The following is a 19,589-nucleotide window of genomic DNA, read 5'->3' as shown; positions in this document are numbered from 1 at the left end:
TCCTCGCCCAGCAACACTGGCCCGCTGCCAGCGCCCTACGCCAGCGCGAGCGTCGCGTCGAGCACGAACGCCGGGTCCTCCAAGCGGTCGCCGTAGACCTCGCGCAGCTGCTGCACGCGGTAGCGCACGGTCTGGGCGTGGACGAAGAGCTCCTCGGCCACGGCGTCGCGGCGCCCGTGGTGGAGCAGCCAGCTGCGCAGCGTGTCGGTGAGCTTCTCGGCCGTCGATGGTCGCAGGTCGGCCAGCGGAGCGAGCACCCGCGCGCGCAGGTCGGCGCGGGCGTCGGGGTCGGCGCCGAGCACGAGCGCGGCGAGGTGCTCCTCGGAGTCGACGAGGCCGTCCAGGCCGAGGGCCGCGCACCGCAGCGCCCGGGCGTGGGAGGCCGCAGCCTCCAGCCACGGCGAGCCGGGGCCGACGACCGCGTCGGTGTCGCGCAGCGCACGCAGCAGGGCGGGGCGCGCCCCGGCGGAGCCGCTCCCGGGGACGAGCAGCGACGCGTGGCCGTCGGGCAGGCCGGGTACGTCGTCGGTGGGCTGCAGCGTGCCCGGGTCGAGCGCGGTCAGCGCCGCCGAGACCTGCGACTCGGGCAGCACGACCGCGGTCAGGGTGGCGGGCGGCTCCCAGTCGGCCCGCTCGGCGGCCGCCGCGACCGCGTCGGCCGGCGCCCCGGTGAGCAGGGCCCGTGCGAGCCGCTCGAGGTTGCGCTGGCGGACCCGTCCGCTGCTCTCGAGCTCGTCGGTGTGCCCGGCGACCGAGGCGGCCGAGAGCTCGTCGATGTAGGCGAAGACCAGCTCGGCGAAGCGGGCGAGCTGGCCGGGGTCGATCCCGGCCGCCACGGCCGCATCGGCCATGTCGCGCCAGGAAACGCGGGCCCCCACGCGGTAGGCCGCGAGCAGCGCCTCGACCGTGCGCCCGCTGCGGGCCTCGCCCCGCCCGAGCTGGTAGGCGCCCTCGATGGCCGGCGCCTTGGGGGCGTCGGCGTCCTGGCGGGTGGCGAGGGTGAGGAAGCCGCCGAGCGCGAGCTGGACGGCGTTGCGGATCACCTCGCCCATGCGCCCGGTGAGCGCGCCGGTGTAGCTCGGCACCTCGTCGATGATGGTGAGCACCGCACGGTCGGCGACGTCGGCCAGCCGTGAGCGCAGGGCGTCGGCCACGTGGGGGTCGAGCCCCACGACGGTCTGCAATTGTGTGGTGGGACGCACACTGCGTGAGGTCATTGGCCCTCCCGGGGTCAATCTTGTTCGCGACGAACAAGAGTCTACGCCCGATTCACGTGCTCGAGGCAGGAAGTCAGCGCCCGGATCCGCGACATTTGTTCTCATGAGCACGACTCTCGAGCCGCCGGTGCGCGGCGCACGGCTGGGCAGGAAGGTGGGAGACCGCCTGGTCCGCGTCGCCGAGGCCGCCACCACCCCCTACCTGCCCGCCGACTTCATGGACCTGTTCGCGCCCCTGCGCGCCGGTGCCGACCTGCGTGGTCGCATCGAGTCGATCGAGCCCGAGACCGCCGACGCCGCCACCATCGTGATCCGCCCCGGCGCCGACTGGGCGGGCCACGTGCCCGGCCAGTACCTCCGCATCGGCATCGACATCGACGGCGTACGCCAGTGGCGCGCCTACTCGTTGACCCACGGTCCGCGCCGCGACGGCCGCATCTCCATCACCGTCAAGGCCGTGCCCGACGGGCTGGTGAGCAACCACCTCGTGCACGAGGCCCGGCCCGGCACCCTGGTGCACCTCGAGCAGGCCGCCGGCGAGTTCGTCCTGCCGCCCGAGGGCGGCAAGTTCCTCATGGTGACCGCCGGCTCGGGCATCACCCCGGTGATCGGCATGCTGCGCAACCTGTTCCCGAGCACCGACGAGGGCGTGCTGCGCCCGGCCCGCAGCGCCGACCACGACATCGTGGTCGTGCACGTGGCTCCCAGCCACCCCGACTCGATCTTCATCCGCGACCTCGAGGCGCTCGACGCCGCCGGCGCGATCCGCCTGGTCGCGCGCTACGACGACGAGCACGGCGTGCTCGCCGTCGACGACCTGGCCGACCTGGTGCCCGACCTCGGCGAGCGTACGACGCTGGCGTGCGGCCCCGCCGGCCTGCTCGACGCCCTGGCCGCGCACCACGAGGCCGCCGGCATCACGCTGACGACCGAGCAGTTCCGCACCGCCCGCGTCGAGCCCGGCGACGGCGGCACCGTGAGCTTCACCTCCGGCACCACCCTCGAGGTCGACGGCGCCACGCCGATCCTCGACGCCGCCGAGGAGGCCGGGGTGCTCATGCCGAGCGGGTGCCGCATGGGCATCTGCATGGGCTGCGTCATCCCGCTGCGCGAGGGCAGCGTGCGCGACCTGCGCAACGGTGCGATCACCACCGCCGTGCCCGGCGAGACCGGCGACATCAAGGTGCAGACCTGCATCAACGCCGCAGCCGGCCCCTGCCACATCGACCACTGACCAGACCGGTCTCGTGACGGTCGCAGAGCGACCTCCTCGACCAGCGCCACGGAAGGAAATCCCATGACCACGATCCAGAAGAAGTCCGTCCTCGGGCAGGACAACCCCATCGCCCACCTCACCGAGGCCGACATCGAGCAGATCGGCATCGAGCTCGACGCGATCCGCCAGGACGTCCTCGAGAGCCGCGGCGCGGCCGACGCGGCGTACATCCGCCGGGTCATCGACACCCAGCGCAAGATCGAGCTCGGCTCGCGCGCGGTGCTGCTCTTCAGTGCCTTCCCGCCCGCCTGGGTCCTCGGCACGCTGGGCCTCAGCGTCTCCAAGATCCTTGACAACATGGAGATCGGCCACAACATCCTCCACGGCCAGTGGGACTGGATGCGCGACCCCAAGATCCACTCCAGCACCTGGGAGTGGGACATGGCCTCGCCGGCCGAGCAGTGGAAGCACAGCCACAACGAGCTGCACCACACCTACACCAACGTCATCGGCAAGGACAACGACCTCGGCTACGGCATCATGCGCGTCGACGAGGACCAGCCCTGGACGCCGGCCTCGCTGGCCCAGCCGATCTTCTGCTTCATCAACGCGGTCTTCTTCGAGTACGGCATCGCCGCCTACGACCTCGAGCTCGGCGCGGTCATCGCGAAGAAGCAGACCAAGGACCCCGAGTTCCGCCGTCGCGCCAAGCAGGTGCTGGGCAAGATCCGCAAGCAGGCCACCAAGGACTACGTCGTCCACCCGCTGCTGTCGATCCCGACCGGCTCGTTCCTGCCCACCCTCGCGGCCAACTTCACCGCCAACATCGTGCGCAACCTGTGGTCCAACTCGGTCATCCTGTGCGGCCACTTCCCCGAGGGCGTCGAGACCTTCGAGAAGCGCTCCATCGAGGGCGAGACCAAGGGCGAGTGGTACGTCCGCCAGATGCTCGGCAGCGCCAACATCTCCGGCTCCAAGGCGCTGCACCTGATGACCGGCAACCTGTCGCACCAGATCGAGCACCACCTCTTCCCCGACCTGCCGTCCAACCGCTACGCCGAGGTCGCGCCGAAGGTGCAGGCCCTCTTCGAGAAGTACGACCTCACCTACTGCGCGCGCCCGATGGTCCCGCAGGTCTACTCGGCCTGGCACAAGGTCGTACGCCTCTCGCTGCCCAACGGCTGGCTGAAGACGACGAACCGGAAGAACGCGCCGCAGCAGCTCGCGATCCTCTACAAGATGGCCACGGGCGACCGGCGCACGCGTCGCCTGCTGGGCCGCAAGCTCGAGAGCGAGGCCCGCGCCGCCTGACCAGCTGGTCTGGACATGCGTGCAATCGCGGATGTATCAGGACGGCCCCACGAGCATCCTCTATGTCGACAGCACGACCAGGGGGAGCAGCACGTGGGGACACTGATCAGCACCAGCAGGACCGGCACGCAGGGAGGGCACCGATGATCCGCATCGGTTCGGTGGAGGCACCGATGCTCGACGTCCGTGTCGCAGGAGCGCAGCCTTTGCTGCCGCGCCCGCGCGCGTCCGTGGACCGGGGGCCCACGGCGCGTCCGCCGGTGCGTTGACGGGGGAGGACCGGCGGGGTGGGGGCCGCCGGTCCGTCCGTGGACGTGAGCCACCGGGTGGTGCATCCTTGGCCCACGACCCCGGACGCTTCGGCCGTGGCGTGCACCACGGGGGAAGCACATGACTCGGTCTCGGCTCTGGCTCGCGCTCTGGAGCGCACTCGTCTCGACGGCGCTGGTCCTGACGGCGGCGTCCTCGCCCTCGTCGGCGCGCAGCGCCGCCGCGGAAGGCGTGGGCGGGCTCACCGGCCGGGTGTCTGCGCCCGACGGCAGCCCGCTCCCCGGGATCAGGGTGCTCGCCCGTCCTGACCAGGGCTACACGACGACCGTCGTGACCGACAGCGAGGGACGCTACGTCTTCGACGCCCTCGACCCGGGCCCCCACCAGCTGACCTTCTCCGACCCGAGCGGCGCGTGGGTCACCGAGCGCTACGACGACGCCTTCGGCTCCGAGCCCGGCACGCCCGTCACCGTGGTGGCGGGCACCGTCGCGGGGCCGTACGACGCCACGCTGGGCAGGCCCGCCTCGATCTCCGGTGAGGTGCGGGCCGGCGGCGTGCCCGAGGTCGACTCGTACCTCTACCTCTACGCCCGCGACGGCAACCGCTGGACACGGGTGAAGTCGACGAGCACCGGCTACACCGACGCCGGCTACACCTTCGACGGACTCGCGCCCGGCACCTACCGCGTGGGAGTCAGCCACCCCGACGAGCCCTACGTCGACACCTTCCACCCCTCGGCCGGCCTCGTGGCCGACGCCGCGGACGTGACGGTCGGCCACGGGGACGACGTGACGGGCGTCGACGTCGACCTGCTGCCCGGGGGTGCGGTCGCCGGCAGGGTCGTCGACGAGGCCGGTGCCGGCATCGGCGGCGTCAGGGTCGTCGTCACCGACGTCACGATGGAGACCCGCTACTTCGAGGCCGTCACCGACCCCGACGGCCGCTACCGCGTCGGCCTGCTCACCACGGGCGACTACGTCGTGCGCTTCGGCGGCTACGACGCCGGCAAGCAGTCGGAGTACTGGAAGGACGCCCCGACGCGCTACGCCGCCACGCCGGTGCACGTCGTCTCGGGCCAGGACTCGAGCGGCATCGACGCCGTGCTCACCGAGCCCAGCACGTTGAGCGGGACGGTCACCGACCGCGACACCGGCGACCCGATCCCCTGGGCTCGGATCGACCTCTACGAGCTGCAGGGCACCTCCTGGCAGGCCACCGGCGCCCACGCCTACGCCGATGCCCGCGGCCACTACGAGCTCAGCGGCACCTGGGGCACCTACCGTCTGCTCGCCTTCGACACGGGGTACGAGACGCATGACTACGCCTTCCACCCCGGCGTGCGCTCGGTGGACGACGCGACGAGCGTCGAGCTGCCGGCCGGTGCGGACGTCGTGGTCGACTTCGGGCTGACCCGGAAGGCGGAGACCTCGACCATCGCCGGCACCGTCCGCGTCGGCGGGCAGCCCCGCGGAGGCATCGTGGTCGAGCCGGAGATCCTCTACGACGGCCGGTGGCAGGTGATGAACCACGTCACGACCGCCGCCGACGGCAGCTACCGCACCTACGTCGCCGTGCCCGGCACCTATCGCGTGCACTTCACGGACCCGTCGGGGGCGCTGGGCGACCGGTGGTGGGACGGCGCGGCCACCGCGCCCGAGGCGACCGAGCTGAGCGTCGCCGCGGCCGCCGACCTGACCGGCATCGACGCCGACCTCGTCGCTCCGACGCCCACCGGCGGGATCGACGGCAGGGTGCAGGACGCCTCCGCCGCACCGATCCGCGACGTCGACGTCACCGCCTACGCCTGGAACGAGATCGAGGGAAGGTGGACCGCGGTCGACCACGCCCGCACCGGCGACGACGGCCGCTACGCCATCACCGGCCTCCCCGTCGGCACCTACCGTGTCGGCTTCGACGCCGGTCGCGCATGGATCGGCGAGTTCCACCACGACAGCGCGACCGTCGACGCCGCGGACGACGTCGCTGTCACCGAGGGCCCGGCCGCCGCGGTCGACGCCACGCTCGCGTCGGCGCCGGGAGCGATCGCCGGGCGGGTGAGCAGCGACATGGACGCGTCGCTGGAGGCCGTGCGCGTGGAGCTGTGGGCGTACGCCGACGGCGCATGGGCGGTCGCCCTGGACACCGCGCTCGACTCGTCGGGCACCTTCCGGTTCCCCGGGCTCGTGGGCGGCAGCACCTACCGGATCGGCGTCAGGGACACCGCCGGGCGCCACGCGGTCGTCTTCTGGCCGGGCGCGCCCGACGTGGACGAGGTGGACGAGGGCTTCGACGTGGTGGTGCGGCCGGGCGACACGTCGTTCTACGACTTCACGCTGCGCGCGGTCGCGCCGCCGGAGACCGAGAGCCCGAGCCCGAGCCCGAGCCCGAGCCCGACGCCTACGCCGACGCCGACGCCGAGCCCGACGCCGAGCCCGACGCCGACTCCGACTCCGACTCCGACTCCGACTCCGACGCCCGCGTCGACTCCGACGCCCACGCCGACTCCGACTCCCACCCCGACGCCCACGCCCACCCCGACTCCCGTCCCCGCCGCCATCAGCCAGGACGGAACGCCCCGCATCCTGGGCAGCCTCCGGGTCGGCGAGGTGGTCCGGGTCCGCCGGGTCACGTTCTCGCCTGCCGCGGTCCGCCTCAGGTATCAGTGGCGGGCCGACGGCCGGACGATCCGCGGCGCGACGCGGTCCAGGATCACCCTCACCCGCGCGCTGGCCGGCGCCCGGCTCCGGGTGCGGATCACCGCGACCCTCGACGGCGCCAGCCCGGTCGTCGTACGCACCCGCCCCACCGCACGCGTGCAGGCGTGACCGCACCGTCTTGACGGTTCGCGGGGCGGTCTGGACCGTCTCTCGAAGACTTCGCCAAGGCTTCACCTAGTCGTGAACAGTGCCCTCGGCCGCTCCTAGCCTTGGTCCACGAGGCGGTCCGTGGGGGACGTGCCGGGTGGGGACAGAAGGAGTGCGCAGATGAAGCGCGAGCGTGACAACCAGGTCGGGGACCTCTCAGGACGCATCAAGGCGTTGGACATCTTCAGCGGGTCGTTGGTCGCCCGCACGGTGCCCGACGAGGTGCCGGAGCCCTCCGCCGAGGTGATCCCGATCCACGAGGCGGTGCCGGCGCGCATCCCGCTGCCGCGGCGCTCGCGTGTCTTCCTGCGCCACGGCGAGGGCCACGGCGCGTTCGCCGACCTCACCCTCACCGCGCCGCGGCCCCGCGTCGCCGTCGACTGAGCTGCTCCCGGCGCGTGTGACCCACGCATCGCGGCGCTCCCCGTCGAGCCTGCCCGGAGGACCCGCCGCGCTCACCTAGAGTCGCCCGGTGGTCTGGCTGGTCGGCGCGCTCCTGCTCTCCTGGCTCGCCTGGGGACCGGCCGTCCTGCTCGTCGCCGCAGCGTTGCTGTGCGTGCCGCGCGTCCGCTGGTGGGTCGAGGACCGTGCCCACGTCGAGCGTCGCGTCGCCGGCCTGGCCGGAGCGGTCGTCCTCGCCCTCGTCGCGCTCGTGCTCGTCGTCCCGGACGGCTGGCTGCCCGTCCCGCCGGCGCCGGGCGTCCTCGCCGGGCCGTCGTACGTCGGACGTCCCGCCACGGCGCACCCCGCCGGCCCCGCCCCCGACGCGCCCGCGAACCCCCACCTGGCAGCGGACGACTCCACCCGGCCCGGTCCGCTGGGCCTGCAGCCGGAGGTGGACACCTCGTGGTTCGGCCTCCAGCGCTGCGGGAGGCTCGACGCCACCTCCGCCGGGACGCTCGTGGCCCGCTGCGTCGACCGGTCCGGGCCCAGCCTGCGACTGGTCGACGCCGACACGATGCGCCCGGTCGTGAGCCGCGACCTGCCCGACGCCGAGACGTGCGCCGACGCCGACGGACTCGACACGTCGTACGTCGACGAGGCCGACCGGGTCGTGGTGGCCACCCGCACCCGGGAGGTGCGCGTCGTCGCGACGCGGTCGGCGAAGGGCGACCCGGACCTGGGCACCGTGACGTCGTGGGACCTCAAGCCCTACGTCCCCTACGGCGACTGCCTCGTCGCAGTGGCCCCCGACTGGTCGGGCCGTGTCTGGTGGGCCTCGCAGCAGGGGCTGGTCGGCACCATCGACCCGGCGTCGGGCCAGGTGGCGGTGACCGACCTCGGCGAGGACGTGCGGCGCGGGCTCGCGACGGACGACACGGGGGCCTACGTCGTGACCGACGAGGCGCTGCACCGGCTGGTCGCCGGCTTGGGCGGCGGGCTCCAGGAGGTCTGGCGCAGCGAGTACGACGGCGCGAGCGGCTCCGCGCCGGTGCTGCTCGACGGCGGCGTCGTGGCCGTCACCGACCGCGTGGACGCCCGGCTGGGCGTGCTGTTCCTCGCGCGCGACGACGGCCGGCACCTGTGCCGCCAACCCGTCTTCGAGAAGGACGACGGGGCCACGGACAGCCCGCTCGCGCCGCTCGGCACCGGCGTGGTGGTGACCAACAACGACGGCTACTCCTCGCCGCGCAGCACGCTGCTCGGCTTCACCTCCAGCCCCGGGATGTCCCGCGTCGACCTCGTCGACGGCGGGTGCGTGGTGCGCTGGACCAGCGACGCGGTGTCGCCCGGCTCCGGGGCGACACCGAGCTGGCCCAACGGCCTGCTCTACGCCTGGACCAAGCGGCCCTCGCTCGTCGGGGTCAGTGCGTGGTACCTCACCGCCGTCGACGCGTCGTCCGGGCGGAGCATGTGGAGCGTGCGCACGGGCACCGGCCTGCTCGCCGGGAGCGACCGCTCCCAGGTCGCCGTCGGGGCCGACGGCACCGTCTGGCTCGGCACCCTGTCGGGCCTGGTGCGGGTGCGCGACCGCACCCGGTCCTAGGGCCAGGCCAGGCCGACGGTCTCCTCGCTGGTCTCCCACAGCCTGCGCTGCGCGACCTCGTCGCGCGCCAGCGGCGACGTGCCGACGACGCGCGGCGGGCCGCCGGCCTGGCCCGGACCACTGGGGCCGACGTAGGTGCCACCGGGCAGGTCGTCGGTGGCGGCCATCAGCGTCGGCCACGCGCCCGCTGCCGCCGACTGCGAGACCGCCTTGACCGCCGCGTCCATGATCGCCGCCCGACGGCCCTGGGTGGTGCCGAGCTGGCCGTTGACGGCGAGGTGGGTGCCGGCGAACCCGGGGTGGGCCGCCAGCGCGGTGACCGGCAGGCCGGCGCGGCGCAGGCGACGGTCGAGCTCGGAGGTGAAGAGGAGGTTGGCCAGCTTGGTCTGGGCGTAGACGTGCCAGCGCGAGTAGCGCCGACGGGTGTGCGGGTCGCCGAGCGGTGCGGACCGCGCCACGCGGTGCATCTGCGACGACAGGGTGACGACCCGGCCGTCGCCGGACGCGACGAGCTGGTCGAGCAGCAGCCCGGTGAGCAGGAACGGCCCGAAGTGGTTGGTGGCCATCTGCGACTCGAGCCCGTCGGCGGTGCGGCGCAGCGGGGTCGCCATGATCCCGGCGTTGTTGACCAGCAGGTGCAGCGGGCCGAGGCGCGCGGCCTCCGCGCCGGCGGCGCGCACGGAGGCGAGGTCGGAGAGGTCGACGACGAGGGTCTCGAGCCGCGCGTCGGGCACCTCGGCGGTGATGGCCTCGGCGGCCGCCCCCAGCCTGGCCGGCGTACGGCCTGCGAGGGTGACGCGGGCGCCGTGCCGGGCCAGCTCGAGGGCGGTGTGGAAGCCGAGGCCGCCGAGGGTGGGGCCGGTGACGAGGGCGGACCGGCCGGTCTGGTCGCCGATGTCGGCCGTCGTCCAGGTCACGGGGTCACGCCCATCACCGACAGCACCTGCGCGGCCAGGCCGGTGTCGCCGGAGACGCGCACGGCGTCGGTCGCGGACGCGCGGCGGCCTCCGGCGAGCAGGACGAAGGTCTCGCGGTCCATCGCCAGCGTCGCGGTCGGCTCGCCGTCGTCGGAGGTGCCGCGTCGTCCGCGGCCGTCCTCGCCCACGACGGCGGTCGCGGGCTCGTGGCCCTCCACCTCGAGGCGTACGACGCTGCCCGCCGGCGCTCCGGCCCGCTTGGCGACGACGAAGGGCCACGACTCCATCAGGTAGTCGGTGGTGTGGCGCGCGGGCGCCGAGTCGAGGTTGCCCGGACGCCCCAGCGCACGACGGACGTCCTGCTCGTGCATCCACACGTCGAGCGGGCGGTTGCGCAGCAGCAGGCCGGTGGTCCAGCCGATGGCGCCGAAGACGCCGGGAGCCGGCGCGCCGGGGTCGCTCGGCGGATCGGCGAGCAGCTGCGTGTGGCGCGCCGTGGCCGACTCGCGGATCTCGGTGATGAGCTGGTCGGCGGACTCCCCGCGCCGGGCGAGCACCCCCTGCTCGGTGAACTGGCCCATCGTGCCGCGCGCGTGGGGCGCGTCGACGACCTCCACGTCGTCGTGCGGCCGTCCCGCGAGCAGCGCCTCGAGATGGGCGGTGTGCGCGGCGACCGCGTGCACGTCCCACCCCGGAAGGTCGGTCGGCGCGGCCCACTCGTCGCCCTCGACGTGCTCGAGGAGGTGGGTGAAGGAGTCGATCGCCTCCCACCACACGGCGACGAGTGCGGAGAGCCGGTCCTGGTCGGTCATGGCACGAGCCTAGGGGCGCGCGCGTCGTCCCGGCCCGTGCGGCCGACCCGCGCCCACCCGCGCGGGTGGGCGGGTGCCGCGATCCGGGGCCGCGCAGGTCCTAGGCTGGTCGCGACGGCCGGGCCGACCGGCCGCACCCCGGCAAAGGAGTCGTCATGGGTATCGGCATCGGCATCGTGCTGCTCGTCATCGGCCTGATCCTGCTCTTCGCGATCAAGGAGTTCCCCGACTCCCTCCAGGAGGTCGTCGACCCCACCACGGTCGGCTGGATCCTCGTCATCGCGGGCGTGCTCGCCCTCGTGCTCAGCCTCGTCATGAACAACCAGCGCTCGAGGACCACCCACGTGGAGGAGCGCCGCGAGATGTGAGCCGGGCCGTGGCCCGGGGCTAGAGCCGGCTGAGCACCGCGCCGGTCGGCAGCACGAACGACAGCACCAGCACCACGAGGGACACCAGCACCGCCGGGCCGGCCAGGTCCTCGCCGCGCGCCATCGCCAGGGTGGCGCAGACCATCGCGACGACCGCCAGGAGCGGGCCGCCGAACCCGAGCACCGCTGCTCCCGCGCAGACGAAGGCGACCACGGAGAGAGCCGACCCGGGGCTGGTGCCGTACGCCATGGCCAGCAGTGTGGCAGAGCGCGTCAGAGCCAGCCTCGGTCCTGCGCGATCCGCGCGGCCTCGGTGCGCGTGGTGGCCCCGGTCTTGCCGATCGCCGACGACAGGTGGTTGCGCACCGTGCCCTCCGAGAGGTGCACGCGCGCAGCGATCGCGGCCACCGGCGACCCGTCGAGGGCGTAGGTCAGCAGCTCGCGCTCGCGCCCGGTCAGCGGGCTCGGCCCGTCGATCAATGACTCCGCGGCGAGGTCGGGGTCGATGACCCGCAGCCCGGCGTGCACGCGACGTACGGCGTCGGCGAGCTGGCGCGACGGGGTGTCCTTGACGACGAAGCCCGAGGCGCCTGCCTCGATCGCGCGACGGACGTAGCCCGGGCGCCCGAAGGTCGTGACGACGAGCGAGCGCACACCGGGCAGCTCCCGGCGCAGGGCCGCCGCGGCGTCGATCCCGGTCATGCCCGGCATCTCGATGTCGAGCAGGCAGACCTCCGCGCCGGAGGCGCGGGCGGCCTCGACCACCTCGTCGCCGCGCCCGACCTGTGCCACCACCTCGAGGTCCGGCTCGAGGTCGAGCAGCGCAGCGAGGGCGCCGCGGACCAGGGCCTGGTCGTCGGCCAGCAGCAGGCGGATCACGGCAGCACCACCTCCACGCGGGTCCCCGGTGACACGGCCGAGACGTCGAGCGTGCCCCCGACCCCCGTGACGCGCTCGCGCATGCCGCGCAGCCCGTTGCCCTCGGCGCCCGAGGGGCCCGCGCCGTCGTCGGTGACGCTGAGGCCGCGGGGGCCGAGCTCGATGACGACCGACCGCGCCCGCGCGTGGCGTACGACGTTGGTGACCGACTCGCGCAGCACCCAGGCCAGCAGCGCCCGGTGGCGCGGGTCGGTGTCGGCCACGTCGCCGACCGTCGTCGTCTCGACACCCGCGTCGGCGAGCACCCGTGGCGCGGCGGCCAGCTCGGCCTCGAGGTTGCCGGCCCGCAGGCCGCCGACGGTGGCGCGCACCTCGGCGAGCGCCTGGCGCGCGGTGGCCTGGATCGACTCCAGCTCCGCGCGGGCCTTGTCGGGGTCGACGTCGATCAGCCGGGCGGCGAGCTCGGCCTTCACCGAGAGCGCGGTCAGCGAGTGGCCGAGCACGTCGTGCACGTCGCGGGCGACCCGCTCCCGCTCGGCGACCAGGGCGAGCGAGCTGCGGGTCGCGCCCGCCCTCATCTCGGCCTCGGTCAGCACGCGCACGATGGTGCAGCCGCCGATGATGGGCCACACCAGGATGAAGAAGAACGCCGGGAAGTCGTCGTTGCCGAGCAGGGAGAGCACCGGGATCACGGCGGTCACCGGCGTCGTCCACTTCCACGCCGGTGCCGGCACCTGCAGGGCCGAGAAGGCGCCGAGGTAGGGCGTCATGCCGAGCGAGTCGACGCCGAGCACCGGCACGGTCGCGACCATGCAGAGCGCCATCGCCGCGAGCACGCCGAGGGCCAGGCGCTCGGGCACGACGCTGAAGCCCAGGACGTACAGGACCGCGAAGACCACGATCGCGGCGATGGTCGCGGCCCTGGCGGCGGCCGGCGCATCGGACTCCCACACCCCCACGAGCGGGAAGAACAGGAACCCGAGCCACACCACCGCCATGGCCCAGCCCCAGCGCGCCCACGGGCCGGGGGCACCGTCCGCGCCGCCGGCCAGCTGCTGGGTCACGCCCGCGCCCGGCTGCGGCGCAGGCCCCACAGGGCCAGCAGGGCGAAGATCACGGTCCACGCGAGCACGTTAGCGACCGGGAGCCACAGCGGGTCGTGCCCGCCGAGGGGGAGCCACCCGTCGGTCTGCGGGTAGTGCGCCAGCGCCGCGAAGCCGTACATCGGCGTGAGGCGCCCGATGTCGAGCATCAGACCGTCCATCGGCGTGAAGAGGTTGCCCAGGAAGGCCATCACCACGATCAGCCCCGAGGCGATGCCGGGGGTGTTGGGCCCGCGGAAGAGCAGGCAGATCGCCAGACCGTAGATCGCGAACATCGCCGACAGCGCCCACACCAGCAGCGCCGACAGCGCCCAGTCGCTCGCCGCTCCGGAGGCGCCGGTGAGCGCGCCGATGGTGAAGACCAGCGCGACGGCGACGGCTGCCACGGTCATGGCCACCGCCGCCTTGATGCCGACGATGGCGATCGGTCGCAGCGGGGTCAGCGCGAGCTGGCGGCCCCAGCCCATCACCTGCTCGGTCGTCGCGCCGCCAGCGACGGTGGTCGTGGCGGTCACCGCGGCGTAGGTCGCCATCGAGACCATGATGTACATCGCGACGTTGCCGCTGCCGACGGAGTCCTCGGACCCGAGCCCGAACACGACGTACATGAACGACGGCAGCGCGACGATGAAGAACATCCCCACGCGGTCGCGCAGCTGGCGGCGCAGGTCGAGGGCGGCGTACGTCGCCAGCGCGGGCCGCGGGCTCCGGGTGGTGGGTGCCAGGGCGGTCATCGCGATGCTCCGGCCAGCTCGTCGGCGGGGGTGGTCAGGGCGAGGAAGGCCGCCTCGAGACTGGCGCTCGACACCTCGAGCCCGTCGACGCCCAGGGGCACGAGGGCCTGCTCGACGCGGTCCAGCCAGGCCGGGTCGAGCCCGTCGGGTCGTACGACGTCGGGCGGGGGCCGGAACGACACGGTGCGCCCGCCGAAGGACGCGCGGACGTCGGCGGTCGGGCCGTCGGCGACGATGCGGCCGCGGGCGATGAGCACCGTGCGCTGGGCGAACTCGTCGGCCTCGGCGAGGTAGTGGGTCGCGAAGACGATCGTGCGGCCCTGCGCGGCGTCGGCGCGCATGGTGTCCCAGAAGTGCTGGCGGGTGGCCACGTCCATCCCTGCGGTCGGCTCGTCGAGGATGAGCAGGTCGGGGTCGGGCACGAGGGCGAGCGCGAACTTGAGGCGCTGCTGCTCACCGCCCGAGCAGGCCTGCACGCGCCGGCCGGCGATCGCGGACAGCCCGGCGCGCTCGATGACCGTTGCCACCCGGTCCGTACGCCCGTGCGTCGCGGCGATCGCGCGCACGGTCTCCTCGACGGTGAAGTCCGGCAGCAGGCCACCGGTCTGCATCACCGCGGAGACGCGGCCCGCGGCCACCGCCTGCCGCGGCGTGCCGCCGTAGACCTCGACGGTCCCGGAGTCGGGCCGGGTCAGGCCGAGCAGCAGGTCGACGGTGGTGGTCTTGCCGGCACCGTTGGGGCCGAGGAAGGCCACGATCTCGCCGGGCTGGACGCACAGGTCGACGCCGTCGACCGCGACCACCGTGCTCCCGTCGGTCGACCGGAAGGTCTTGCGGAGGCCGGTGGCCCGGATGGCAGGGGGATGTCTCTCGCTCACGCCTCCAGCCTCGTCGTACGCGCGGCCCGGCACAGGGGGCAGAGGTCATGACCTCGGCGTGACACCTGTCATCGGTCGGGCTTTGTACCCGAGTCTCCCGCTTCGCCCCCCAGATCTCGGGCGCAAAGCAGGAAAGTCCCCGGATATCCGGGGACTTTCCTGGCTGGTGCTGTCAGAGGCCGAGGCTCAGAAGGCCGCCTCGTCGAGGTCCATCAGGTCGAGGGTGGTGGCCTCGGCGATGGCTCGCTCGGCGCTGATCTTGGGCAGGTTGGTCTGCGCGAAGAACTGCGCGGCCTGCACCTTGCCCTCGTAGAACGCCTGGTCCTTGCCCGACACGTCGCCGGCGAGCTTGCCCAGCGCGACGTCGGCCTGGCGCAGCAGCAGCCAGGCGCACACGACGTCGCCGAGCACCATCAGCAGGCGGGAGGTGTTGAGCCCCACCTTGTAGATGTTGCGCAGGTCGTCCTGCGACGACATCAGGTCGTTGATCATGTGGCCGACGATCGCGTTGGCGTCCTCGAGCGCGGTGGCGAGCAGGGCGCGCTCGTTCTTCAGCCGGCCGTTGCCGGCCTCGGAGGCGATGAAGCCCTCGATCTCCTTCGCCAGGTGGCCCAGGGCACGGCCCTGGTCCTTGACGATCTTGCGGAAGAAGAAGTCCTGGCCCTGGATCGCGGTCGTGCCCTCGTAGAGGGTGTCGATCTTGGCGTCGCGGACGTACTGCTCGATCGGGTACTCCTGCAGGAAGCCCGAGCCGCCGTAGGTCTGCAGCGACTCGGTGCCCAGGAGCACCCACGAGCGCTCGGACCCGTAGCCCTTGACGATCGGCAGGAGCAGGTCGTTGACGGCCGCGGCCAGGCGCGCCTCGTCGGAGTCGGCGGTGCCCGCGTGCTCGGCGATCATCACCTGGTCCTGCCAGGTGGCGGTGTAGAGCACCAGCGCGCGCATCGCCTCGGCGAACGACTTCTGCGTCATCAGCGAGCGGCGTACGTCGGGGTGGTGGGTGATCGTCACGCGCGGGGCCGTCTTGTCGGCGGCCTGGGTGAGGTCGGCGCCCTGCACGCGCTCCTTGGCGTAGTCGAGCGCGTTGAGGTAGCCGGTGGAGAGCGTCGCGATGGCCTTCGTGCCGACCATCATGCGGGCGTTCTCGATGACCTGGAACATCTGGGCGATGCCGTCGTGGACCTCGCCGAGGAGCCAGCCCTTCGCGGCCTCGCCGCCGCCGACCTGCGGGTCGCCGAAGGTGACCTCGCAGGTGTTGGAGACCTTGATGCCCATCTTGTGCTCGACGTTGGTGACGTAGACGCCGTTGCGCTCGCCGGTCAGCTCGCCGGTCTCGAGGTCGAAGTGGTGCTCGGGCATCCAGAAGAGCGAGAGGCCCTTGGTGCCCGGGCCGCCGACGCCCTCGACGCCCTCGGGGCGCGCGAGCACGAGGTGCATGATGTTCTCGCTCATGTCGTGCGTCGCGCTGGTGATGAAGCGCTTGACGCCCGTGATGTTCCACGAGCCGTCCTCGTTGGGGGTGGCCTTGGTGCGGCCCGCGCCGACGTCGGAGCCCGCGTCGGGCTCGGTGAGGACCATGGTGCAGCCCCACTGGCGGTCGACCATGAACTGGGCGACGGCCTTGTCGCGGTCGTTGCCGTTGCGGTGCACGACGTTGGCGAACGCCGGCCCGGCGGCGTACATCCACACCGGGGCGTTGGCGCCGAGCACCATCTCGCCGATCGCCCAGATCAGCGAGGACGGCGCGGGCGTGCCGCCCATCTCCTCGAAGACCTGCAGGCGCCAGAACTCCGAGTCCATCCAGGCCTGGTAGGAGGCCTTGAACGACTCGGGCACGGGGGCGGTGTGCGTGGCGGGGTCGAAGACCGGCGGGTTGCGGTCGCTGTCCTCGTAGGAGCTGGCGAGGTCCTCGCGGGAGAGGCGCTCGACCTCGCGCAGGATCTCGCGGGCGCTCTCGCCGTCGACGTCACCGAAGGGACCGGTGCCGAGCACCTCGTCACGGCCGAGCACCTCGAAGAGGTTGAACTCGATGTCGCGGAGATTGGTCTTGTAGTGGCTCACGGATTCCACCTGTCAGGTCGCGTGTGGGGTGCGGTTCCGGGGTGCGAGCGCAGTGCGCTACTCGCCAGTAACAAAATGATGCCTCGCCGGGCCGCGTGACGCAACACGAACGCCGGATGTCGCGGCTCACACGCGTGGATCCGGTCTGGATCCGGGCCTGGGCCCGGGCCCGTGGAACTCGTCGCCGGACACGCCGCCACCCATGTCGGTTTTGTCTATCACCTCATGTATGTCTACTCTTTCACCTGACAAACATCACTCGCTCGACGTACGCCGTCGACCGGACGCGGAAGGGGGCTTGGCGATCGTGCGCAAGCTCATCGTTCTCGGCTTCGTGGGCCTCCTGGCCCAGCTCATCGACGGATCCCTGGGCATGGCCTACGGCGTGACGTCGTCGACCCTGCTGCTGGCCGTGGGCGTGGCCCCCGCTGCCGCGTCCGCCGCGGTGCACTTCTCCGAGATCGGCACGTCGCTGGTCTCCGGCTTCTCCCACCACAAGCTCGGCAACGTCGACTGGCGCACCGTCTCGATCCTCGCGGTGCCCGGCTTCGTCGGCGCCTTCCTCGGCGCGACCCTGCTCTCCAACCTCGACGCCGCCGTCGCCAAGCCGGTCGTGGCCGTGATCCTGCTGAGCCTCGGCTTCTACGTCGTCTACCGCTTCCTGCGCCTCGGCGGCGCCCGCCCGACCTTCAAGGGCCACCCGTCGGCGGCCTTCCTCGCGCCGATGGGCCTCGTGGCGGGCACGCTGGACGCCGTCGGTGGCGGCGGCTGGGGGCCGGTCGGCACCACCTCGCTGCTCTCCAGCGGTCGCCTCGAGCCGCGCAAGGTCGTGGGCTCGATCGACACCTCGGAGTTCGTCGTCGCCGTCGGCGGCTCGCTCGGCTTCCTCGTCGGCCTCGGCGCCGCGGGCATCAACTGGGGCTACGCCGGCGCGCTGCTCGCCGGTGGTGTCGTGGCCGCCCCGGTCGCGGCCTGGCTGGTCAAGCACCTCGCGGCCCGGGTCCTCGGCACGGCTGCCGGCGGCCTGATCATCCTGACGAACTCCAAGACCCTCCTCGAGGCCATGGGGGTGCCCGGGGTCGGTGTCGCGGCCACCGCGGCCGTCGTGTTCGTCCTCTGGATCGCGGGCATCGTGTGGGCGGTCAGGCAGGAGCGCCTCGCGCGTGCGACCGCGCCCGAGCACGACGCGGAGCTGCAGACCGCCGCGGTCTGAGCGCGCCCGGAGCCCAAGCTCGAGTGTGTGGGTCGACTTGTCTGACAAACTGGGCCCATGCGCGTCTCCGCCAAAGCCGACTACGCCCTCCGGGCCCTGATCGAGATCGCGGTGCGCACCGACGGCACGGCCGTCAGCGCCGAGCAGCTCGGCAAGGCCCAGGGCATCCCGCACGGGTTCCTCCAGGCCATCCTCGCCGACCTGCGCCGCGCAGACATCGTGGTGTCCCAGCGCGGCCAGTCCGGCGGGTGGCGCTTCGCGCGCAAGCCGGAGTCGGTGACGGTGGCCGACGTGATCCGCGCGGTCGACGGGCCGCTGGTCTCGGTCTACGGCCTGCGACCGGAGGCGGTCGAGTACGACGACTCGGCGCAGGTGCTGCAGCACGTGTGGATCGCCGCGCGCCACTCGCTGCGCATGGTCTTCGAGCAGGTCACCATCCAGGACCTCGCCGACGGCACCCTTCCCCAGGGAGTCGCCGCCCTCACCGAGGACGACGACGCCTGGCAGCCCCACTGAGCCGTCACGCGGCCAGGCCGCGGTCCACCTGACGGCGGCGCCCGGAGACCTTGGCCAGTCGCTTGTCGAGGCGTCGCTCCTCCTCCATCAGCGCGATGCGGGCGACCTGGGCGGCGAGCTGCTCGTCGGACAGGTGCGAGGGCAGCACGTGCACGCGGTCCTGCCGGACCTCTGCCAACCAGGCGGCCGGCGGCTCCACGTCGAAGCCGCTCGTCACGACCAGCACCACCTTCGAGCCGGCGAGGCCGTCGAGGGCCAGCGCCACCTGCTCGGAAGTGGCGTCGAAGAACGCCGGCACGCTGACGAAGCAGTCGGCCTTCGCCTTGCGGGCCCGGCGGCAGACCTTCGCCCACGAGCCCTCGACCTGCTTGCGCTTGAGCCCGGCGGCCTTGTGGCTGCGCCGGATCTCGATGCCGGCGTGGACGAGCACGTCCGCGGCCACGTCCGGGACGGCGACGTCGCCGTGGGCCAGGGTCGCGGTCATGGCGCGCAGGTCGACGGGATCGGGGCCCACGTGGAGCAGGAACAGTCTCTTGGCCATGGCGCGAGCGTGGCGGCGTCGTACGACGGGTGCGTGAACGCAGCCCGACCGCGACCGGAACTGTGGGAGTGCCTCAGTCGGTGGCGCGCAGCCAGCTGACGAGGGGTCGCAGCGCCTTCCAGTCCGCGCGCACCCGGTCGACCAGGCCGGCGTCGATGGCGTCGGCGTCGAAGCCGTAGGAGCGGCCGACGAAGAGCTGCTTGCGGCGCAGCAGGTGGATGCGCGGGTGGTTGGCGTCGTAGCCGCGCGGCGAGGTCTTGAGCTGCTCGCCGCCGACCTCGAAGCCGTCCTTCTCGAGGCGCTTCAGCAAACGGTCGAGCGCGGGGCCCGTCCTGTCGTCGGCCATCGCCTCGCGGATGCTCGCCAGCTGGGGGCCGTCGGCGTCGTAGAACCCGGCGCCGACGCGTGTGCCGCGCGGTGAGATCTCGAAGTACCACCCCGTCCGCGGGCCCGCGGCGACGAACGCGCCCTGGTGGGTCTTGTAGGGCGTCTTGTCCTTGGCGAAGCGCACGTCGCGGTAGGGACGGAACACCTTCGCGGGCCCGAAATCCGGCTCGAGCGCGGCCATCAGCGCCTTCATCGGCGCCTCGACCGACTCCTTCCACACGTGCTTGTGCGACTCCCAGAAGGACTTCGTGTTGTCCATCTCGAGGTCGTCGTAGAAGTCGAGCGCGGCGACGGGGAATCCGGTGAAGCTCACG

General features: G+C 73.0%; 19 protein-coding genes. 8 read left to right on the top strand and 11 right to left on the bottom strand.

Annotated features, from left to right (window positions below; all coding sequences use genetic code 11):
• Nucleotides 1-35 precede the first annotated feature (35 nt).
• The gene (locus ASG76_RS11615) at nucleotides 36-1,217 is read right to left on the bottom strand and encodes a PucR family transcriptional regulator (protein WP_056603108.1); all 1,182 of its coding nucleotides are present in this window, start codon (nucleotides 1,215-1,217) and stop codon (nucleotides 36-38) included.
• 103 nt (nucleotides 1,218-1,320) lie between these two features.
• Here ASG76_RS11615 and ASG76_RS11610 point away from each other — a divergent pair, with 103 nt between their 5' ends.
• The 5 genes from ASG76_RS11610 to ASG76_RS11590 all read left to right on the top strand — a co-directional run bounded on the left by ASG76_RS11610 (nucleotide 1,321) and on the right by ASG76_RS11590 (nucleotide 8,866).
• Nucleotides 1,321-2,451 (top strand): ferredoxin reductase, encoded by a 1,131-nt coding sequence (locus tag ASG76_RS11610; protein WP_056603105.1) that lies wholly within the window; start codon nucleotides 1,321-1,323, stop codon nucleotides 2,449-2,451.
• Nucleotides 2,452-2,514: 63 nt separating this feature from the next.
• Nucleotides 2,515-3,744, top strand: coding sequence for a fatty acid desaturase family protein (locus ASG76_RS11605; RefSeq protein ID WP_056603102.1), 1,230 nt, complete (start codon nucleotides 2,515-2,517; stop codon nucleotides 3,742-3,744).
• A 390-nt stretch (nucleotides 3,745-4,134) separates the two neighbouring features.
• Complete coding sequence (locus ASG76_RS11600) at nucleotides 4,135-6,840, top strand: carboxypeptidase regulatory-like domain-containing protein (protein WP_056603099.1); 2,706 nt, start codon at nucleotides 4,135-4,137, stop codon at nucleotides 6,838-6,840.
• Nucleotides 6,841-6,999: 159 nt separating this feature from the next.
• Nucleotides 7,000-7,263 carry a hypothetical protein gene (locus ASG76_RS11595; RefSeq protein ID WP_056603095.1) on the top strand — a complete coding sequence of 88 codons (264 nt, stop codon included), beginning with the start codon at nucleotides 7,000-7,002 and terminating at the stop codon, nucleotides 7,261-7,263.
• Between the two features lie 88 nt (nucleotides 7,264-7,351).
• Nucleotides 7,352-8,866, top strand: coding sequence for a hypothetical protein (locus tag ASG76_RS11590; RefSeq protein ID WP_056603092.1), 1,515 nt, complete (start codon nucleotides 7,352-7,354; stop codon nucleotides 8,864-8,866).
• Here the strand turns inward: ASG76_RS11590 and ASG76_RS11585 are convergent.
• Both ASG76_RS11585 and ASG76_RS11580 read right to left on the bottom strand, forming a co-directional pair.
• Nucleotides 8,863-9,783 carry an oxidoreductase gene (locus ASG76_RS11585; RefSeq protein ID WP_056603089.1) on the bottom strand — a complete coding sequence of 307 codons (921 nt, stop codon included), beginning with the start codon at nucleotides 9,781-9,783 and terminating at the stop codon, nucleotides 8,863-8,865. The genes ASG76_RS11590 and ASG76_RS11585 overlap by 4 nt on opposite strands.
• Entirely contained in the window at nucleotides 9,780-10,595 is an 816-nt protein-coding gene (locus ASG76_RS11580) for a maleylpyruvate isomerase family mycothiol-dependent enzyme (RefSeq protein WP_056603086.1), read from the bottom strand. The genes ASG76_RS11585 and ASG76_RS11580 overlap by 4 nt, the downstream gene beginning before the upstream one ends.
• Nucleotides 10,596-10,750: 155 nt before the next feature.
• Here ASG76_RS11580 and ASG76_RS11575 point away from each other — a divergent pair, with 155 nt between their 5' ends.
• Nucleotides 10,751-10,963, top strand: coding sequence for a DUF6458 family protein (locus tag ASG76_RS11575; RefSeq protein WP_056603083.1), 213 nt, complete (start codon nucleotides 10,751-10,753; stop codon nucleotides 10,961-10,963).
• A gap of 19 nt (nucleotides 10,964-10,982) precedes the next feature.
• Here ASG76_RS11575 and ASG76_RS11570 read toward each other — a convergent pair whose 3' ends face one another.
• The 6 genes from ASG76_RS11570 to ASG76_RS11545 all read right to left on the bottom strand — a co-directional run bounded on the left by ASG76_RS11570 (nucleotide 10,983) and on the right by ASG76_RS11545 (nucleotide 16,618).
• The gene (locus tag ASG76_RS11570; protein ID WP_056603079.1) at nucleotides 10,983-11,213 is read right to left on the bottom strand and encodes a hypothetical protein; all 231 of its coding nucleotides are present in this window, start codon (nucleotides 11,211-11,213) and stop codon (nucleotides 10,983-10,985) included.
• 23 nt (nucleotides 11,214-11,236) lie between these two features.
• On the bottom strand, nucleotides 11,237-11,842 hold the full coding sequence (locus ASG76_RS11565; RefSeq protein WP_056603076.1) for a response regulator transcription factor: 606 nt from the start codon (nucleotides 11,840-11,842) through the stop codon (nucleotides 11,237-11,239).
• A complete protein-coding gene (locus tag ASG76_RS11560; protein ID WP_157559083.1) occupies nucleotides 11,839-12,906 on the bottom strand; it encodes a sensor histidine kinase in 1,068 nt (355 codons plus the stop codon). The genes ASG76_RS11565 and ASG76_RS11560 overlap by 4 nt, the downstream gene beginning before the upstream one ends.
• Nucleotides 12,903-13,679, bottom strand: a complete 777-nt coding sequence (locus tag ASG76_RS11555) for an ABC transporter (protein ID WP_056603070.1) — start codon at nucleotides 13,677-13,679, stop codon at nucleotides 12,903-12,905. The genes ASG76_RS11560 and ASG76_RS11555 overlap by 4 nt, the downstream gene beginning before the upstream one ends.
• Nucleotides 13,676-14,557 carry an ABC transporter ATP-binding protein gene (locus ASG76_RS11550; protein ID WP_056604364.1) on the bottom strand — a complete coding sequence of 294 codons (882 nt, stop codon included), beginning with the start codon at nucleotides 14,555-14,557 and terminating at the stop codon, nucleotides 13,676-13,678. Before ASG76_RS11550 ends, ASG76_RS11555 begins: the two co-directional genes overlap by 4 nt.
• Nucleotides 14,558-14,743: 186 nt before the next feature.
• A complete protein-coding gene (locus tag ASG76_RS11545; protein WP_056603067.1) occupies nucleotides 14,744-16,618 on the bottom strand; it encodes an acyl-CoA dehydrogenase in 1,875 nt (624 codons plus the stop codon).
• Nucleotides 16,619-16,925: 307 nt separating this feature from the next.
• Between ASG76_RS11545 and ASG76_RS11540 the strand changes: the two genes are divergently transcribed.
• Complete coding sequence (locus ASG76_RS11540; protein WP_056604361.1) at nucleotides 16,926-17,831, top strand: sulfite exporter TauE/SafE family protein; 906 nt, start codon at nucleotides 16,926-16,928, stop codon at nucleotides 17,829-17,831.
• A gap of 57 nt (nucleotides 17,832-17,888) precedes the next feature.
• Nucleotides 17,889-18,347, top strand: coding sequence for an RrF2 family transcriptional regulator (locus tag ASG76_RS11535; RefSeq protein ID WP_056603063.1), 459 nt, complete (start codon nucleotides 17,889-17,891; stop codon nucleotides 18,345-18,347).
• Between the two features lie 4 nt (nucleotides 18,348-18,351).
• On the opposite strand, the gene ASG76_RS11530 is transcribed toward ASG76_RS11535, so the two are convergent.
• Complete coding sequence (locus ASG76_RS11530; protein ID WP_056603060.1) at nucleotides 18,352-18,888, bottom strand: hypothetical protein; 537 nt, start codon at nucleotides 18,886-18,888, stop codon at nucleotides 18,352-18,354.
• Between the two features lie 73 nt (nucleotides 18,889-18,961).
• Nucleotides 18,962-19,588, bottom strand: a complete 627-nt coding sequence (locus ASG76_RS11525) for a DUF2461 domain-containing protein (protein WP_056603057.1) — start codon at nucleotides 19,586-19,588, stop codon at nucleotides 18,962-18,964.
• Between the last annotated feature and the right edge of the window lies 1 nt (nucleotide 19,589).

Source organism: Nocardioides sp. Soil774, from assembly GCF_001428125.1.
GTDB lineage: Bacteria > Actinomycetota > Actinomycetes > Propionibacteriales > Nocardioidaceae > Nocardioides.
The sequence above is the reverse complement of the archived record's forward strand: the minus strand, read 5'-3'. Positions and strand labels throughout refer to the sequence as shown.

What these genes read in the sequence shown, in the direction of transcription:
- ASG76_RS11615 (WP_056603108.1), bottom strand. Translation starts at nt 1,217, where the DNA reads ATGACCTCACGCAGTGTGCGTCCCACCACACAATTGCAGACCGTCGTG.
- ASG76_RS11610 (WP_056603105.1), top strand. Translation starts at nt 1,321, where the DNA reads ATGAGCACGACTCTCGAGCCGCCGGTGCGCGGCGCACGGCTGGGCAGG.
- ASG76_RS11605 (WP_056603102.1), top strand. Translation starts at nt 2,515, where the DNA reads ATGACCACGATCCAGAAGAAGTCCGTCCTCGGGCAGGACAACCCCATC.
- ASG76_RS11600 (WP_056603099.1), top strand. Translation starts at nt 4,135, where the DNA reads ATGACTCGGTCTCGGCTCTGGCTCGCGCTCTGGAGCGCACTCGTCTCG.
- ASG76_RS11595 (WP_056603095.1), top strand. Translation starts at nt 7,000, where the DNA reads ATGAAGCGCGAGCGTGACAACCAGGTCGGGGACCTCTCAGGACGCATC.
- ASG76_RS11580 (WP_056603086.1), bottom strand. Translation starts at nt 10,595, where the DNA reads ATGACCGACCAGGACCGGCTCTCCGCACTCGTCGCCGTGTGGTGGGAG.
- ASG76_RS11575 (WP_056603083.1), top strand. Translation starts at nt 10,751, where the DNA reads ATGGGTATCGGCATCGGCATCGTGCTGCTCGTCATCGGCCTGATCCTG.
- ASG76_RS11570 (WP_056603079.1), bottom strand. Translation starts at nt 11,213, where the DNA reads ATGGCGTACGGCACCAGCCCCGGGTCGGCTCTCTCCGTGGTCGCCTTC.
- ASG76_RS11555 (WP_056603070.1), bottom strand. Translation starts at nt 13,679, where the DNA reads ATGACCGCCCTGGCACCCACCACCCGGAGCCCGCGGCCCGCGCTGGCG.
- ASG76_RS11535 (WP_056603063.1), top strand. Translation starts at nt 17,889, where the DNA reads ATGCGCGTCTCCGCCAAAGCCGACTACGCCCTCCGGGCCCTGATCGAG.
- ASG76_RS11530 (WP_056603060.1), bottom strand. Translation starts at nt 18,888, where the DNA reads ATGGCCAAGAGACTGTTCCTGCTCCACGTGGGCCCCGATCCCGTCGAC.